Source organism: Mycobacterium sp. SMC-21 (genome assembly GCF_045310825.1).
GTDB lineage: Bacteria > Actinomycetota > Actinomycetes > Mycobacteriales > Mycobacteriaceae > Mycobacterium.
Map to the genome: position 1 here is coordinate 32,336 of NZ_JBJIAO010000023.1, position 15,986 is coordinate 48,321.

Genomic DNA, 15,986 nt, shown 5'->3' on the forward strand with positions numbered 1-15,986 from the left:
CCCTCCTAGAAAACCGTGCCGTCACTGCTGATGGACAGCGGCGGGTTCCCGGCCCGCAACTGCTGCGCGAGGGTGCGCCCGGCTGCCCAGGTGCCGCCTTCGAGGACGCACGCCAGCGGCAGTGTCGCGGAGTCGAGGCCGAGCGCGGTGCGTACCAGCGGCGCAAGCTCGTCCAGCAGTGCGACGGTCAGTGCGCGCCACTCGACGACCAATTCGTCGGCCACCGACCAGGTTCGGTCCGCGGCCGCCGGATCCCGCAGGCGCAGTACCCCGGTATCGAGCAGCAGGCCGCCGTTGCGGTATTCGGGCAGGCCGGTGAGCGCATCCAGCCCGGTGACCGGCACGCCCGCCCACTCGAACGGCTCCAGCAGCGAGTAGGTCAGCCACTGCGACAGCTTGTGGAACGGCATCCACCCACGCGACAAGCCGATTCCCGGCACCGCCGGATGCGGCCAGCAGTCACCGAGCGGGATACCGCCGATGTCGTTGTCGGCCAGCCAGACCCCGGACAGGGTGTCCAGGAGCCGCACCAGGATGTCGTGCGCGTGGACTTCCGGGCCGGCCAGCACGTCGAACAGGCCGCCGGGACGCCCCTGCGGGCCGAAGACCTCGGGACGAACCTCGAGCGCAGCACCGAGCCGCCGCAGCAGCTGCACCCGGCCGCTGAGCCCGACCAGCGGATTGTCCGGCGCGGCCTGAAATGCCCGGCCGAGGGCGGCGTCGTCGATGGCGCGCAGTGCCGCGGCGTCGACCTGCCAGGGCTGAGCCGGGTCACTGGAGAACAGCCCGTCGGCGAAGGCATGCCAACTGGCCACCCCGAGTCCCTCGGACCGCGTGAAGCGTTGCCCGGTAATCGGTTCCGCATAGGCCCAGTTGGGACCGGCGCCGGCGTCGAGCAGCACGCTGACCACGGCCAGGTCGATCATCGCGCGGGCCCGGGCGGTGGGTTCCAACCCGGCCAGCTTGGCGCGCAGGTCGGCCGTGCGGTCGATGCCGCCGGCCTCGAAATGGCGCCAGCGGCTGTGATACGGGATCGCCAGATCGGGATAACGCGTGCGGGTGACGCCGCCGACGAGGTCGGCGGCCGGCGTCAGCGCGACATCGTCGACGACGAACCAGCGCGATTCCCCCGCGCGTGCCTGCTGCAGCAGGAACTCGGCGCGTTCGCGGATGGCCGCGGTACTGCGCAGAATGCCGACCGCGACGGCGCTGTCGGTGCCAGTGCCGGTGCCGATCGTCATGACGTGAGTCCGCGGCCCTTGGCGATCTTGAGCTCGTCGGCGTCGGGCACCGGTCCTGGGGTGAAGTAACCGGCGGCCGTCTTGGCGTCGATCTCGACGCGGGCATCGGCCGGGATCAGGTCGTCGGGGATGTTCACGCGTTCGACGACCTCGATTCCCGAGCCGGTGATGGCGTCGTACTTCATGTTGCTCATCGAGACCAGCCGATGGATCGTGCGGATGCCCAGCCAGTGCAGCACGTCGGGCATGAGTTCCTGGAAACGCATATCCTGCACGCCGGCAACGCATTCCGTGCGGGCGAAGTACTGGTCGGCGGTGTCGCCGCCGACCTGCCGCTTACGCGCGTTGTACACCAGGAACTTGGTGACCTCACCCAGCGCGCGACCTTCTTTGCGGGAGTAGGCCACGAGCCCCACCCCACCGCGCTGCGCACCCTGGATGCACTCTTCGATCGCGTGCGTGAGATAGGGCCGGCAGGTACAGATGTCGGAGCCGAACACATCCGATCCGTTGCACTCGTCGTGGACACGGGCGGTCAACTCCACGCTCGGGTCGGCGAGGTCGCGGGCCTGGCCGAAGATGTAGAGGGTCTGCCCGCCGATGGGCGGCAGGAAGACCTCGAGGTCGCCGCGTGTGACGAGTTCGGGATACATGCCGCCGGTCTCCTCGAACAGCACGCGGCGCAGTTCCGTTTCGCTGCAACCGAATCGGGCCGCGACCCCGGGCAGGAACCAGACCGGCTCGATGGCCGCCTTGGTCACCAGCGCGGCGCCGTTGTCCAGCAGCACCCGGCCGTCGGGGCGGAGCCGGCCCTTGCCGATCGCCTCGGCGACCTCCGGGAGGATCACGTGGGCCTTGGTGATGGCGATGGTCGGCCGGATGTCGTAGCCGCTCGCCAGTTCGGCGGTGAAGGCGTCCGCGACCATGGCACCCCAGGGGTCCAGACTCACGATCGCGCCGGGATCGGACCATTGGGGGTACGGGCCGATCACGTCGGTGGGTGCGGTGTTGGTCAGATCGGCGCGGTGCGCGGGCGACAGCGCCCCCGCCGCGACCGCCAATGCCCGGTAGACGCTGTAAGACCCGCTGTGGGTGCCGATCACGTTGCGGTGTGCGCGCGTGGTCGTGGTCCCGATCACCGGGCCGCGCTCGGCGGCGGTCGCGGCGCCCCAGTGGATCGGCAGGGCGTCGGCGGCGCCGCTGTGGGACGTCAACCTGATGTGACGGGCGGAACCCCGGGGCGGGACCGCAACGGGCGACCCTGACCCTGCGTCTGACTCGATGACCATCGACATCGCTCCTTCCCGGCAAGCTCCAGTCAACCCTGAAACGGCCGGGCGTGCAGCGGTACCGCCGGACCGCCTGGCCCGGCGGGCAGATCAGTAGACGTCGCGGACGTAACGCTTGTCGGCGATCAGCTCACGTTTGTAGTCGTGTGCTGCCGACTCGGACATGCCGCCGTGGGTCTTGATGATGTTGGTGAGCGTCACGTCGACGTCCTTGGCCATGCGCGCGGCGTCGCCGCACACGTAGAAGTGGGCGCCGTCCTCGAGCCAGCGCCACAGAATCTCGCCGTGCTCGCGCATCCGGTGCTGCACGTACACCCGGCGCGCCTGGTCCCGCGAGAACGCGGTGTCCAGCCGGGTCAGCAGACCGTCAGCGGCGAAGGCCTCCAATTCGTCTTGGTAGTAATAGTTTTCGGCCCGATGCTGGTCGCCGAAGAACAGCCAGTTGCGGCCGGTGTGCCCCAGTGCCCGGCGCTCGTGCAGGAAGCCGCGGAACGGCGCGATGCCGGTGCCGGGCCCAACCATGATCATCGGGGTCAGCGCATCCTCGGGAGGCCGGAAATGCGGCGCCGACTGCAGGAACACCGGCACCGTCTCCGCCCGGTCCGCGAGGTAGGTGGACGCGACGCCGTGCCGAATGCCGCCACGGGCACCCTCGTATCGGACCACCGACACCGTCAGTTGCACCTCGTCGGGGCTCACCAACGGGCTGGACGAGATCGAGTACGAGCGTGGCGCCAGGCGCACCAACGCATCTCGCCACTCCTCGGGTTCGGCGCGGACTCTGAACTCTTCGATGAGGTCCAGGCCGGTGCGGCCGTCCAGCCAGCGGTCACGCTCTTCCCGGGGCGCCCGCAGAATCTTGGCGCGGCTGCGTTCGGCCACGAAGTTGATCAGGGTCGGCGACACCTTGCAGATGTCGTACGACGTGGTCAGGGCCTCGCGCAGAGCGGTTTCGCCGCCGTCGATCTCGATGACCTCGTCGCCCGAGAGCCCGGCCGCCGCCAGCCATGCCGAGACGGTCTCCGGGCAGTTGGCCACCACGACGCCCAGCGCGTCGCCGACGCCGTAGCTGACGTCGTGCCCGGACAGGTCGAAGCCGATCTGGCGGACTTCCTTCGCGCCACCCTTGGTCAGCAGGGTGTTGCGGCACAACGGGACCGGCAGCGGGTTGTTGCGGGTGAACGGCTTGGCAGGTGCCGCAGGTTTGGCGGGTGCGGCGGGTTTTGCGGGCGCCGTCGGCGCCAACGGGGCCGCCGCGGCCAGCTCGACGACAGCGTCGGACCAGTGTGCAAGTGGCTCGTCGTCGTACGCCTCACAGTCGGCACGGTCGAGCAGCGCCGTGGCCCCGAGTTCGGCGAAACGGCTGTCCAGGGCTTTGGCGTAGCCACAGAAGTTCTCGTACGCCCGGTCACCGATTCCGAGTACCGAGTACCGCACCCCGGAAAGGTCCGGCGCGTCGGCGGCGCTCAGGCGAGCCCAGAAGTCCGCCCCGTTGTCGGGTGGCCCGCCGTCCCCGAAAGTGCTTGTCACGACCAGGACTTCGCTCGCGGCAGCGACGTCGTCCAGCGCGGTGTCGTCCAGCGCCTGCAGCCGGGACCCGGCGATCTTGGCGGCCAGTCCGGCGGCGAACTCCTCCGCGGTGCCGGTCTGCGACGCCCACAAGACCAACGGCCCCGGGGACTCCGGCTGCACAGCGCCGGCGACAACGGGACCCGAGACGCTGTGCGCACCGGCCAGCGCCCCGTCGACCCACAGTCGCACCACGGAGCTGACGGGCGCCGCTGCCGGCAGGACGGGGACCCCGGTGGTGTGCTCGATGCCACTGAAAAAGCCTGACAGGTAAATCTTTTCGGTGTCGTTGAGTGCGGGCGGACCGGCCAGACCGAGTGCGGCGGCCAGCGGATGGGTGCCGGCACCCGTGTGTGCGCCGAGTGGCGCGACGACAGGCTCGGTCACGACCGGCGCCAATCGCACCGCGCACACCTTGAATTCGGGCTGCAGCGAGTCGGGGTCCACCGCATCGTTGGTGACGGCGTTGATCGTGAGCCGGTCACCCTGCTGGTCGTTCCAGTGGAACGGCGCGAAGCAGTTCCCCGGCCGCACGCGGTCGGTCAGGACGGCCGGCAGGACCGCCGTGCCGCGACGCGACGAAACTTCGACGGATGCGCCGTCGACAATTCCGAGGTCGCTCGCGTCGGCGGGATGAATCTCGATGAACGGTTTCCCGGTGAGCTTGTTGAGCTTCTCGACCCTGCCGGTCTTGGTCATGGTGTGCCACTGGTGTTGCAGCCGACCGGTGTTCAGCACCAACGGGAATTCGTCGTCGGGCAGTTCCCTGGCGTCCAGGTGCGGGCGGGCGTGGAACACCGCCCGGCGCGAGGGCGTCGGAAACGCCAGTCGCGGCCGGTGCCCGTCCGCGCCGACGAACCGGTCCTGGCTCACGCCGTCGTTGAGATAGCGGATCGGGTTCCGGTCGCCGCTGTCCGGCGGGCACGGCCACTGCAGTGGGGTCTCGCGCAGCCGCTCGTAGGTGACGCCACTGAGGTCGTATCCCGTCCGCCGGTTGGTGAACTGGCGGATTTCGGCGAATACGTCCTCGCTGGACTTGTAGCCGAATTCGTCGCCGAAGCCCATGTGCCGGGCGACATTGCAGATCAGCTCCCAGTCGGGCCGCGCGTCACCGGCGGCGGGGATGCTCTGCTGCAGCAGGGTCAGGTTGCGTTCGGAGTTGATCATGACGCCGTCGGCTTCGGCCCACAGCGTCGCGGGCAGCACGATGTCGGCGTAGGCGTTGGTCGCGGTGTCCTGGTAGGTGTCTTGGGTGATGACCAGCTCGGCGGCCTGCAACCCGTCGATGACGGTCTGCCGATTGGCCACGGAGGCAACGGGATTGGTGCAGATGATCCAGACGGCCTTGATGTCACCGGTGCCCAGCTGCCGGAACATCTCGATCGTGCCGGGGCCGACGTCGGTGCGGATGGTGCCGGGCTCCAGCTCCCACTGCTCTTCGACGAAGGCCCGGTCGTCGGCCGACGTCACCGCACGCTGCCCGGGCAGACCCGGTCCCATGTAACCCATTTCGCGGCCGCCCATGGCGTTGGGCTGCCCCGTCAGGGACATCGGGCCGCTGCCGGTGCGGCAGATGGCGCCGGTGGCCAGGTGCAGGTTGCAGATGGCGTTGGTGTTCCAGGTGCCGTGCGTGCTCTGGTTCAGGCCCATGGTCCAGCACGACATCCACTCCCCTGCCTCGGCGATCATCTGGGCGGCGCGCCAGATGTCGGCTTCGGGGATTCCGGTGATCGCGGCGACCTGCGCCGGCGGATAGTCGGCGAGGAACGCGGGCATGGTCTCCCAGCCCTCGGTGTGCTCGGCGATGAATTCGTGGTCTATGGCACCGTTTTCGACCAGCAGGTGCAGCAGGCCGTTGAGCAGCGCCAGGTCGGTACCGGGTTTGATCTGCAGGAACAGATCGGCCTTGTCGGCGGTGGCGTTGCGGCGCGGGTCGACGACGATCAGCTTGGCGCCCTTGGCAATCCGGTCGGCCATGCGCAGGAACAGGATCGGGTGGCAGTCGGCCATGTTGGCGCCGATCACGAAAAACAGGTCGGCCGAATCGAAATCGGCGTACGACCCGGGTGGGCCGTCGGCGCCGAGCGACTGCTTGAAACCGGTACCTGCGCTCGCCATGCACAGCCGGGAGTTGGATTCGATGTGCACGGTGCGGATGAAGCCCTTGGCCAGTTTGTTCGCCAGGTACTGGGCCTCGAGGGTCATCTGGCCCGAAACGTACAGCGCCACAGCGTCGGGGCCGTGTTCGTCGATGATGGCGCGCAGCCGGCGGCCGGCTTCGGCGGTGGCGTCGTCGGTGGTGACGCTGACCATCTCGCCGTTGCGCCGCACCTGCGCGGTGGTGAGCCGGCCCTCGTCGGCATGCATCAGGTCGGCGTGCGTGGCGCCCTTGGTGCACAACCGCCCGAAGTTGGTGGGGTGCAGGCGGTCCCCGGACACGCGTGCGATGACGGGCAGCCCGGTGCCGGCGTCGGCCCGCGTCTCGACCGAAATGCCGCAACCGACACCGCAGTAGGAGCACGCGGTACGCGTGGTGTGTGCTCCCGGGGCGGTCATGACTCAGTTGTACGGGCCGCCGATGCCGCAACCGTTGCGCGACCATGTACTGCACATCAACCCGAGCTCACCTGGCCGTCCGGGCATGGTGCGCAACATGTTTCACGCCGGAATCACGATGGAAACCTGCCGGAAATCTGTGAGCTGCGTTACGCGCTGTCGGGCGACCAGCCCGGGCCACGGAACGTGTGTCCGAAGCGCTGCTTCCACGTCTTGGTCGCGCGCACATCTTGCCAGATCGCGGTGTATTCGTGGGTGGCAACCCGCAGCGGGTTGAACGTCTTGATGTTCTTGGTCAGACCGTAGACCACACGCTCGCCCTCAGGGCGGAAACTGCCGAACAGCCGGTCCCAGATGATCAGGATGCCACCGTAGTTGGTGTCCAGGTACTGGTCATTGGAACCGTGGTGCACGCGGTGATGCGACGGCGTGTTCATCACGAATTCGATGGGCCGCCACAGCTTTCCGACCCGCTCGGTGTGGATGAAGAACTGGTACAGCAGACTGACCGACTGCTGCAGCAGGATCATCCACGGCGCGAAGCCGAGAAATGCCAACGGCAACCAGAACGGCAGCGCCGTGAACGGCGTCCACGTCTGCCGCAGTGCGGTCGACAGGTTGTAGTGCTCGCTGGAGTGGTGCACGACGTGGCTGGCCCAGAACAGCCGGATCGTGTGGTGCGTCCGGTGATACCAGTAGTAGACGAAGTCGTCGGCGACGAACAGCGCGATCCAGGTCAGCGGATTGTCGGCGGGCAGATGTACCGGCGCCACCAGGTACGCCGCGCTCAGCGCCGCCAGGACCACCAGCTTCCAGCCGATGTTGATGATGACGTTGCCGATGCCCATCGTGAGACTCGTTCGGGAATCCCGGAATTCGTATCCGACCTCGTCGTCGTCCGGCAGGAAGCGGAAGGACAGCGCCTCGAGCACCAGACAGAGCACGAACACCGGCACGGCATGCAAGATCAGATCGAACATGGGCAATGACTCCTACTGCTGAGCGGAAAGGATTTCGACGACCCGGCCCAGCAGGTCGTCGGCCACGCGGTGAGCGGCGTCGGCGTCGCGCGCAACGAGGTGCCCGGCCAGCGTGATGTGGGCGTCGCGGTCGGCCAGTTCGGCGGACGTACCGAGGTCGGCGATCGAGCCGAAGCCGATGTCGGCGAACGCCGCGACCAGCGTGTTGAGCGCCAGCCGGTAGGCCAGGTTGCCGCTGCCGTCGACGATCGCGGTCCAGAACGTCAGGTCAGCGGCGATCGATTCGTCGGTGTGCTGCGCCGGGTAGGCCGCAGCGGCATCGGCGATGACCGCCAGCTGCTCGTCGGAGGCGTTCCTCGCGCACAGCCGGGCCGCGTCGGCTCCGACAGAGCGGCGCATCACCATGATGTCGCAGGCGATCTGCAGCGCCGGCACGGCGCCGGTGGCGGCGAGGGTGCTGAGAACGTCCAGGCCGGCCGTCTGCCGCCAGTCCTGGACCCTGGTCTTGCCGCCGTGACTGATCCGCACCAGCCGGGCCTGCTGTAGCCGTTTGAGTGCTTCCCGGATGGCGTGCCGGTTCACCGCGAAGGCCAGGGCCAGCTCGCGCTCGGACGGCAGTGCGTCGTCGACCGCGACGCGACCGGACAGGATCTCGTCGACGAGGTGCGCGAAGACCGAGTCACTGACCGCGGACCGCGTGACGGGTGCGATGTCCATGGGGTCAATGATCAGGGTCGCCGCGACTACTGGTCAACTGGTTGGACCAGTTATCTGGATCACAAACTTCCCTGCCCCGAACAACGAAATGCCCCGCGGGAAACTCCCGCGGGGCATTTCGGCCAACTGGCCAGAAGCCGGCTACGTTGCCGGAACGAAATCCCGGCCGACGTGCTCGCCCGTCGCCGCACGCAGGTGCGGCTGACGCAGGAACACGAACCAGGTGACGACACCACACACCACGTAGAAGGCGAGGAACACCCAGAATGCGGTGGTCGCGGAGTGCGCTGGCCCGGCGTAGGACGCCCGGAGCACGATGTTGACGAGCACGCCACCGAACGCGCCGACCGCACCGGCGAAGCCGATCAGTGCGCCGGACATGCTGCGCGACCACAGGGTCTTCTCCGCAGCACCCAACTCGTCCTTGCTCTGCGCCTTGGCTTCGAAGATCGACGGGATCATCTTGTAGGTCGACCCGTTGCCGAGGCCGGTCAGGATGAACAGCACCATGAAGGCCGTGATGTAGACAGCCATCTGCGCACCCGTCGCCGGACCCTTGGTGGCGTCGTCCCACATGCCGGCGCTGACCAGGACTGCGGTGATGGCCGTCATCGCCGTGAAGACGTACAGCGTGATCTTGCCGCCACCGATCTTGTCGGCGAGCTTGCCGCCGAACGGACGCGAGATCGAGCCCAGCAGCGGGCCCAGGAAGGCGATCCACGCGGTGTGGATGGAGGCGTCGAAGTTGGCCTTGGCCAGCTCCTTGGCGGCTTCCTTGGGCAGCTTGGCCACCGACGCGACGTGGTACTTCTCCAGCAGCGGCGCGACGTCCTGTGCGGTGAAGTTGATGTTCAGAATCTGGGTGAACGCGAAGCTGAACCCGATGAACGAACCGAACGTACCGATGTAGAGGAAGCACATCACCCACGAGTTGCGGAACTTCATGGCCTCGACCATCGCCGAGAGGTTCGACTTCTGGCCCTGGATGTTGTCCATGAACAACGCGGCACCGAGGGCCGCGGCGGCCAGCAAGACCAGATAGATGGCGCAGACCACCTCGGGACGACGGTTGCCGAGCGTGGCGATGGTGACCAGGCCGATGATCTGGATGACCGGCACACCGATGTTGCCGCCGCCGGCGTTCAGGCCCAGCGCCCAGCCCTTCAACCGCTGCGGGTAGAAGGCGTTGATGTTCGTCATCGACGACGCGAAGTTACCGCCACCGAAACCGGCGACCGCCGCGACGATCAGGAACGTCGTGTACGACGTACCCGGATGCATCATGAAGTACATGGTCAGCCCACACGGGATGGCCAGCATCAGGGCGCTGAAGATCGTGAAGTTACGGCCACCGAACCGGGCCGGTCCGATGGTGTAAGGGATGCGCATGAACGACCCGACCGCGATCGGGACGGCGCCGAGGACGAACTTGCCCAGGGCATCGATGCCGTAGACGGCCTGCGGCATGAACAGCACCATCACCGACCAGATGCTCCACACCGAGAAGCCGACATGCTCGGCGAAGATCGACCAGATCAAGTTCCGCTTGGCGATGTTCTTATTGCCCGCGTCCCACGCAGCAACATCCTCAGCATCCCAGTGCTCGATGTCGCGGTTTCGACTCAACAGACTCACAAAGCCTCCCAGGTAGGAAATTGGTTGGCTACATATGTACGGGCGCGCGATGCCGCGGCTGTTGCCCTTCGGTGTCAGCAAAGTCAATAGGCACTCACTTGGAGGGCCCTGTGGTTCGTGACCGCCATGATTCACAGCCGTCGTATCGACGCAACAAGCACGAAATAAGCGGGGCGCGAGAGTTCGGGCGGGCGCATGCGGCCGACGGCGGTGCCGATCAGGTGGTCGATGCCGGATGCGGGGCCGAGGAGTACGTGACTTCAGTCGTGGTGGCGATCCGCGGCGGTTGTTGAAGTCAGGGACGTCTGACGGCCAGAACTGGTACCTGGCTTCGCGCACAACACCTCACGTGCCTGGCGATTGAAGCCATGTACTTCTCCGGCCGGGTGGAGAAAAAGAGCACCGCCGCGACGGGGAGTCCGTCGCGGCGGTGGCATCAGTATGAAATTGAGAGCGCCGGGGGCTCAGGCCTTCTTGGCCTCGTCTTCGTCTGCCTTGGCTTCTTCGTCTGCCTCGGCTTCCTCGGCGCCCGCTTCCTCAGGCTCGTCGGTTTCCTCGGCAGCGTCAGCGGCCTCGGACTCCGCCGATTCCGTGTCGGTCGTGATGACGGTCGCCGCTTCGGTCTCGGGCTCGTCGGAATCAGAGCTTTCGGCCTCGGCCTCTTGGGGCTCGTCAGACGCCTCGTCTTCTGAAACCTTCTCGGCCACAACCGTTTCGGGCTCGTCGGCCGGGTAGTCCTCGACAGGCTCCGCGGCGGCTTCTTCCTCCGCCGCGGCTTCCTCGCCGGCCTCGGTGGCCAGCGCGTCGTCGACGTCGGGGGCGGACTCGGCCGCCGCACCGCCGCGCGAGCGTTCGCGCAGTGCGTCGACGATGAGCAGCAGCACCCCGATGACGCTGGCGCCGATACACACCCAGGCGATCAGCTCATTGCTCGTGACAATCGCGGTCACCAGCGCGGTCAGCCCGATGAGGGCAAGGACCAGGGCAATGATCAGCATTGGTCAGCCGTCAGCTGTTGCCCCGGTTGAACTGGCCGAAGCCAGCACCCTCGCCACCGGCCGCCGAATCCGCCGGAGCGGCAGAGCCGCGCTGGCCGAGCTCCTCGAGCTGGGACTCCAGGTAGGTCTTGAGACGGGTGCGGTACTCGCGCTCGAACGTGCGCAGCTGCTCGAGGCGGCCTTCCAGCACCGTGCGCTGCTGGTTGATGTTGCCCATGATCTCGGTGTGCTTGCGCTCGGCGTCGGCCTGCAGGGCGTCGGCCTTGTCCTGGGCCTGACGCAGCTGGGCCTCCGAACGGGTCTGCGCGTCCGCCAGCATGGCCTCGGCGCGCGCCTTGGCGTCGGCGACCGTGGTCTCGGCAGTGCGCTTGGCGTCGCTGACCAGGGCATCGGCCTGCGCCCGGGCGTCGGCGAGGGTCTTGTCGGCCTCGGCCTTGGCCGAACTGGTGAGACGGTCGGCGGTGTCCTGGGCCAGGCTCAGCACCTTGGCCGCGCGGACGTGGTGGTCCTCGCCGACCGGCGCGGCGACAGGAGCGGCCGCCGGCGCGGGCGCCGCGACGGGCTCGGGCTCCGGCGCAGGCGGGGTGAAGACCGGAGCCGCCACCGGCTGGCCGGTGCGGGCGGACTGGAGCTCGGCGTCGAGCTCGGCGACCCGCTGCCGCAGATCGCTGTTCTCTTCGATCAGCCGAGTCAGCTCGGTCTCGACGAGATCGAGGAATGCATCGACCTCATCCTCGTTATAACCGCGCTTGCCAATCGGCGGCTTGCTGAATGCGACGTTGTGGACGTCAGCCGGAGTTAGCGGCATCTTCTGCCCCCTTGCAGTCTGGACCGTCAATCGGTGTCAAAGTGTAGAGCGATCAAAGTGTAGAGCGATCGTGGAGTAACTGGCGTCCATCCTGTCACAGCAGACCCGTCGGTTGCAGGCGAGGTCCGGAATTAAGAACGAATTTCAATGTTTCATTGGAATTCGGCAACGCGGCCCGACGCGCGGCGCGAATTGACCAAAACGAAAGAAGCGCATTAATTACATAAATGTAATTAATGCGCTTCTGCAGGTCAGGGGAACGTCGCGCTCAGGCCCCCACCTGATCGAACGACAGCCGCATGCCGATGAACACCACCATGAGCAGCACCACGATGGACAGGTCGACCCGGACCGGCCCGATGGTCAGCGGAGGGATCAAGCGCCGCAACAGCTTCACCGGAGGATCGGTCACCGTCATGATCGCCTCGAGGATCACCACGGTCAGTCCCCTCGGCTGCCAGTCCCGGCTGAATCCGCGGATGAACTCCACCACCACGCGGGCGATCAACAGCAGCCAGAAGACGAACAGCGCAAAACCCAGAATGTCGAAGAACAGGGTCAATGCAACAGACCTCACTAGCGCGGGAAAAGCGCCGACTGCTGTCGGCGCTTGGGAGCGAGCCTACCTAACGCAGACCCCTCCGGCCGGGGGCCGAAGGGGTCTTGCGTGAAGCTGCGCAGGTGTTACTGGTAGCTGTAGAAGCCCGCCTCGGCGATGCGGCGACGCTCCTCGGCGCTGACGTCGACGTCGGCCGGCGACAGCAGGAACACCTTGGTGGCGACCTTGTCGAACGAGCCGCGCAGCGCGAAGGCCAGGCCGGCGGCGAAGTCGACGAGGCGCTTGGCGTCGGCGTTGTCCATCGACACCAGGTCCATGATCACCGGGGTGCCGTCACGGAAGCGCTCACCGATGGTGCGGGCCTCGCTGTAATCCTTGGGACGCAGGGTCGTGATCTTGGCGAGGGCGCTGCCGGCCTCGAACAGCTCGGCCATGCGGCGGGGCTCCATGGCGACGGCACCACGGGTGGCACCACGCAGGGTGTTGAAGCGCGGACGCTCGAACTCGCGCGGGCCGCGCGCCGGCATCTCGTCGTAGCCACCGCGGTAACCCATTGGGGCACTTTCGTATTCGCGGCCCATGCGGTCGTCGTAGCCGCGCGGCTCACCACGGCCGTAGTCGTCGTCCTCGAAACGCTCGTCGCGGGGGCGGCGCGGCGCCTGGTAGGCGCGCGATGGACGGTCTTCGTCGTCGTAGTACTCGTCGTCGTAGTCGTCCATCGGCGCCATACCGAAGTAGGCCTTGACCTTGTGCAGTGTGCTCATCGGATGCCCCTAGCTAAGAATGTGGTGTCTGGTGACTGTGATGTAAGTGTGACTGGAGTGACTACTCATGGTGACGTTAGAGGACGCGGTCCCATTAACGCGGTACCGACACGCACACACGTTGACCCGTGTCGCACCGCGATTTCCAGGTCGTTGGACATGCCCGCGGAGAGCCCCAGCCGGTGGGGGTATTGCGTTTGGACCCTGAGCAATTCAGCCTCCAGCCGCGCAAACTCCGCCTCGGCGTCGCTGGTCAGCGGCGGGATCGCCATCAGGCCCGCCAAACCCAGGCCCGGGGCCGCGTGCGCGGCCGCGCACAGATCGTCCACCAGATCGGGCCGGTCCACCGGGACGCCGCCGCGCGCCGGATCGCCGTCCAGACTGACCTGGATGTAGACCTGCAGGGGCTCGGACCTGCGGCCTTGGTCCAGCGCCTCGACCGCGCCGCGGGACAACGCCGCGATCAACGGCCCGGTATCGACCGAATGCGCCACCGCCGCCCAGCGCGCCACGGCCCGCGCCTTGTTGCGTTGAATTCGGCCGATCATGTGCCATCGAATTGCATTGTTCGACTCTATGTTCGATGACGCATCCAACAATTCGCCCGGCGCTGTGATCAATTTCTTGTCCGACAAGACGCCCGACACCTCATCGACTTTGCCTGAGGCTTCCTGCTCCCGGGATTCACCGAATGCCCGGCAGCCCAATCCGAACAGCGCAACAACATCACTCGCCGGAAAGAATTTGGTCACCGGAAGAAATTCGATGTCGGCCCGATCCCGGCCGGCGGCTGCCGCGGCAGCGTCGATCCGCTCCTGAATCCGGGCCAGCGACGCGGCCAGTTCGGCCTCGCGCGGCGTGCTGGTCATTCCATCCACACCACCGACGCCAGCCGCCCGGTCGGGGCGCCACGTCGGTGGCTGAAGAGATTCGGATCGTCGACCGTGCAGCGCGGGTCGATGTCGATGGCCTCGATACCCAAGCCGGCCAACTGCTTGGCGATGCCGGCCCGCAGGTCCAGACCCACCGTGCCGCGGGCGGTCGTGGTGATGCTGCCCGGCAGCACCGCCTCGACGTCGTCGGCCATCTCGTAGGGCACCTCATAATTGCGGCCGCTGACCGCCGGACCGAGCAGCACCGAGATGTCCTGCACCTGCGCACCGAGTTTCTGCATCGCCTCGACCGTGCGCAGCACCACGCCCTTCTGCGCGCCGACCCGTCCGGCATGCACGGCGCCCACCACACCGGCGCGCGCATCACCCAACAGGACCGGCACACAGTCGGCCGTGATCACCGCGAGCGGAAGCCGCGGTGTCGCGGTGACCAGGGCGTCGGTGTTGTCGTAGGCTCCCCCGGCTCCAGTTCCAGGGCCCTCGACAACTTCGACATGGTCACCGTGCACCTGGTTCATCCACACCAGCGGGCCGTGCCCGATGGCCTCGGCCAGCCGAGTCCGGTTGGCCGCCACGGCCTTTGGATCGTCGCCGACGTGGTCACCCAGGTTGAACGTGTCGAACGGGGCCTTCGAGACCCCGCCCGCACGCGTCGTAGTCACTCTGCGGATACGGAACGTCACGATGACAAATTTATCCGGCGTATCCGCGCCACTCGGTCACCGTCAGTGCTTCATGAACGGCGGCACGTCGACGTCGTCATCGTCGTCGCCGCGGCCGCCGACGCTCACCGTCACACCGTTGGTCGCCGCCGGGACGGTACCCGGGTCGGCGTTGAAGGCACCGACCTTGCCGGCGCTCGCCGTGCCGAAGGTCTGCGCCCGGTGCGCGCCACCGGCAGCAGCCGGCGTCGCCGTCGCACCCGGCACCGCCGAGGTGACGGGCTTACGACTCTGACCCGCGGTGTCGAACCCGGCCGCGATGACCGTGACCCGGACCTCGTCGCCCAGCGAATCGTCGATGACGGTTCCGAAGATGATGTTGGCCTCGGGGTGCGCGGCGTCCTGCACCAGCGACGCGGCCTCGTTGATCTCGAACAGACCGAGGTCGCTACCGCCGGCCACCGACATCAGCACGCCCTGGGCGCCGTCCATCGACGCCTCCAGCAGCGGCGAGTTGATGGCGATCTCGGCGGCCTTGAGCGCACGACCGTCACCGCGGGCCGAACCGATACCCATCAACGCCGTGCCGGCACTGCTCATGACGCCCTTGACGTCGGCGAAGTCGACGTTGATCAGGCCGGGCGTGGTGATCAGGTCGGTGATGCCCTGCACACCGTTGAGCAGCACCTCGTCAGCGCTGCGGAACGCGTCCATCAGCGAGACGGCGGCGTCGCCCATCTGCAGCAGGCGGTCGTTGGGGATGACGATCAGGGTGTCGCAGCTCTCGCGCAGTGCCTGGATGCCCAGCTCGGCCTGGTTCGAGCGGCGCTTGCCCTCGAACGAGAACGGGCGGGTCACCACACCGACGGTCAGCGCGCCGAGCTTGCGGGCGATGCCGGCGACGACGGGCGCGCCACCGGTGCCGGTGCCACCACCCTCGCCGGCGGTGACGAACACCATGTCGGCGCCGCGCAGCAGCTCTTCGATCTCGTCCTTGGCGTCCTCGGCGGCCTTGCGTCCCACCTCGGGGTCGGCGCCGGCACCCAGGCCACGGGTCGAGTCGCGACCGACATCGAGCTTGACGTCTGCCTCACTGAGCAGCAGCGCCTGCGCGTCGGTGTTGATCGCGATGAACTCGACGCCGCGAAGGCCCTGTTCGATCATGCGGTTGACGGCGTTGACGCCGCCGCCGCCGACACCGATCACCTTGATGACGGCGAGGTAGTTATGCGGGGGTGTCATCTGACGTCTTCCTCCCTGGCTCGGTTTGTCCTGAGCAAAACTTCTCGAATCAAAACCCTAAACCTCAACCATA

General features: G+C 67.3%; 12 protein-coding genes and 1 pseudogene. All 13 read right to left on the minus strand.

The window, feature by feature from the left end; translation table 11 throughout:
• Nucleotides 1-5 precede the first annotated feature (5 nt).
• Complete coding sequence (locus ACJH6H_RS20205) at nucleotides 6-1,241, minus strand: URC4/urg3 family protein (RefSeq protein ID WP_346414641.1); 1,236 nt, start codon at nucleotides 1,239-1,241, stop codon at nucleotides 6-8.
• Nucleotides 1,238-2,530, minus strand: a complete 1,293-nt coding sequence (locus ACJH6H_RS20210; protein ID WP_346414642.1) for a GTP cyclohydrolase II — start codon at nucleotides 2,528-2,530, stop codon at nucleotides 1,238-1,240. Before ACJH6H_RS20210 ends, ACJH6H_RS20205 begins: the two co-directional genes overlap by 4 nt.
• 90 nt (nucleotides 2,531-2,620) lie before the next feature.
• On the minus strand, nucleotides 2,621-6,655 hold the full coding sequence (locus ACJH6H_RS20215) for a bifunctional nitrate reductase/sulfite reductase flavoprotein subunit alpha (RefSeq protein WP_346414643.1): 4,035 nt from the start codon (nucleotides 6,653-6,655) through the stop codon (nucleotides 2,621-2,623).
• Between the two features lie 149 nt (nucleotides 6,656-6,804).
• Nucleotides 6,805-7,635 (minus strand): sterol desaturase family protein, encoded by an 831-nt coding sequence (locus tag ACJH6H_RS20220; protein ID WP_212812057.1) that lies wholly within the window; start codon nucleotides 7,633-7,635, stop codon nucleotides 6,805-6,807.
• A gap of 12 nt (nucleotides 7,636-7,647) precedes the next feature.
• Entirely contained in the window at nucleotides 7,648-8,352 is a 705-nt protein-coding gene (locus ACJH6H_RS20225; protein WP_212812058.1) for a FadR/GntR family transcriptional regulator, read from the minus strand.
• 141 nt (nucleotides 8,353-8,493) lie between these two features.
• Nucleotides 8,494-9,987, minus strand: coding sequence for a NarK/NasA family nitrate transporter (locus tag ACJH6H_RS20230; RefSeq protein WP_212812059.1), 1,494 nt, complete (start codon nucleotides 9,985-9,987; stop codon nucleotides 8,494-8,496).
• A 608-nt stretch (nucleotides 9,988-10,595) separates the two neighbouring features.
• Nucleotides 10,596-10,985 (minus strand): annotated as a pseudogene (locus ACJH6H_RS20235) (hypothetical protein); the annotation flags it as partial.
• Nucleotides 10,986-10,995: 10 nt separating this feature from the next.
• Entirely contained in the window at nucleotides 10,996-11,793 is a 798-nt protein-coding gene (locus ACJH6H_RS20240) for a DivIVA domain-containing protein (RefSeq protein WP_212812061.1), read from the minus strand.
• 268 nt (nucleotides 11,794-12,061) lie between these two features.
• Entirely contained in the window at nucleotides 12,062-12,355 is a 294-nt protein-coding gene (locus ACJH6H_RS20245) for a YggT family protein (RefSeq protein ID WP_020103629.1), read from the minus strand.
• Nucleotides 12,356-12,477: 122 nt separating this feature from the next.
• The gene (locus ACJH6H_RS20250; protein WP_212812062.1) at nucleotides 12,478-13,116 is read right to left on the minus strand and encodes a cell division protein SepF; all 639 of its coding nucleotides are present in this window, start codon (nucleotides 13,114-13,116) and stop codon (nucleotides 12,478-12,480) included.
• Between the two features lie 65 nt (nucleotides 13,117-13,181).
• On the minus strand, nucleotides 13,182-13,985 hold the full coding sequence (locus tag ACJH6H_RS20255) for a YggS family pyridoxal phosphate enzyme (RefSeq protein ID WP_212812063.1): 804 nt from the start codon (nucleotides 13,983-13,985) through the stop codon (nucleotides 13,182-13,184).
• Entirely contained in the window at nucleotides 13,982-14,692 is a 711-nt protein-coding gene (pgeF, locus tag ACJH6H_RS20260; protein WP_082371024.1) for a peptidoglycan editing factor PgeF, read from the minus strand. Before pgeF ends, ACJH6H_RS20255 begins: the two co-directional genes overlap by 4 nt.
• Nucleotides 14,693-14,734: 42 nt before the next feature.
• Nucleotides 14,735-15,913: a cell division protein FtsZ gene (gene ftsZ, locus ACJH6H_RS20265; RefSeq protein ID WP_212812064.1), complete on the minus strand. Its 1,179-nt coding sequence runs from the start codon at nucleotides 15,911-15,913 to the stop codon at nucleotides 14,735-14,737.
• Between the last annotated feature and the right edge of the window lie 73 nt (nucleotides 15,914-15,986).

Excerpts from the sequence above, each read along its gene's own strand:
- ACJH6H_RS20205 (WP_346414641.1), bottom strand. The coding sequence starts at position 1,241 with ATGACGATCGGCACCGGCACTGGCACCGACAGCGCCGTCGCGGTCGGC.
- ACJH6H_RS20210 (WP_346414642.1), bottom strand. The coding sequence starts at position 2,530 with ATGGTCATCGAGTCAGACGCAGGGTCAGGGTCGCCCGTTGCGGTCCCG.
- ACJH6H_RS20215 (WP_346414643.1), bottom strand. The coding sequence starts at position 6,655 with ATGACCGCCCCGGGAGCACACACCACGCGTACCGCGTGCTCCTACTGC.
- ACJH6H_RS20220 (WP_212812057.1), bottom strand. The coding sequence starts at position 7,635 with ATGTTCGATCTGATCTTGCATGCCGTGCCGGTGTTCGTGCTCTGTCTG.
- ACJH6H_RS20225 (WP_212812058.1), bottom strand. The coding sequence starts at position 8,352 with ATGGACATCGCACCCGTCACGCGGTCCGCGGTCAGTGACTCGGTCTTC.
- ACJH6H_RS20240 (WP_212812061.1), bottom strand. The coding sequence starts at position 11,793 with ATGCCGCTAACTCCGGCTGACGTCCACAACGTCGCATTCAGCAAGCCG.
- ACJH6H_RS20250 (WP_212812062.1), bottom strand. The coding sequence starts at position 13,116 with ATGAGCACACTGCACAAGGTCAAGGCCTACTTCGGTATGGCGCCGATG.
- ACJH6H_RS20255 (WP_212812063.1), bottom strand. The coding sequence starts at position 13,985 with ATGACCAGCACGCCGCGCGAGGCCGAACTGGCCGCGTCGCTGGCCCGG.
- ftsZ (WP_212812064.1), bottom strand. The coding sequence starts at position 15,913 with ATGACACCCCCGCATAACTACCTCGCCGTCATCAAGGTGATCGGTGTC.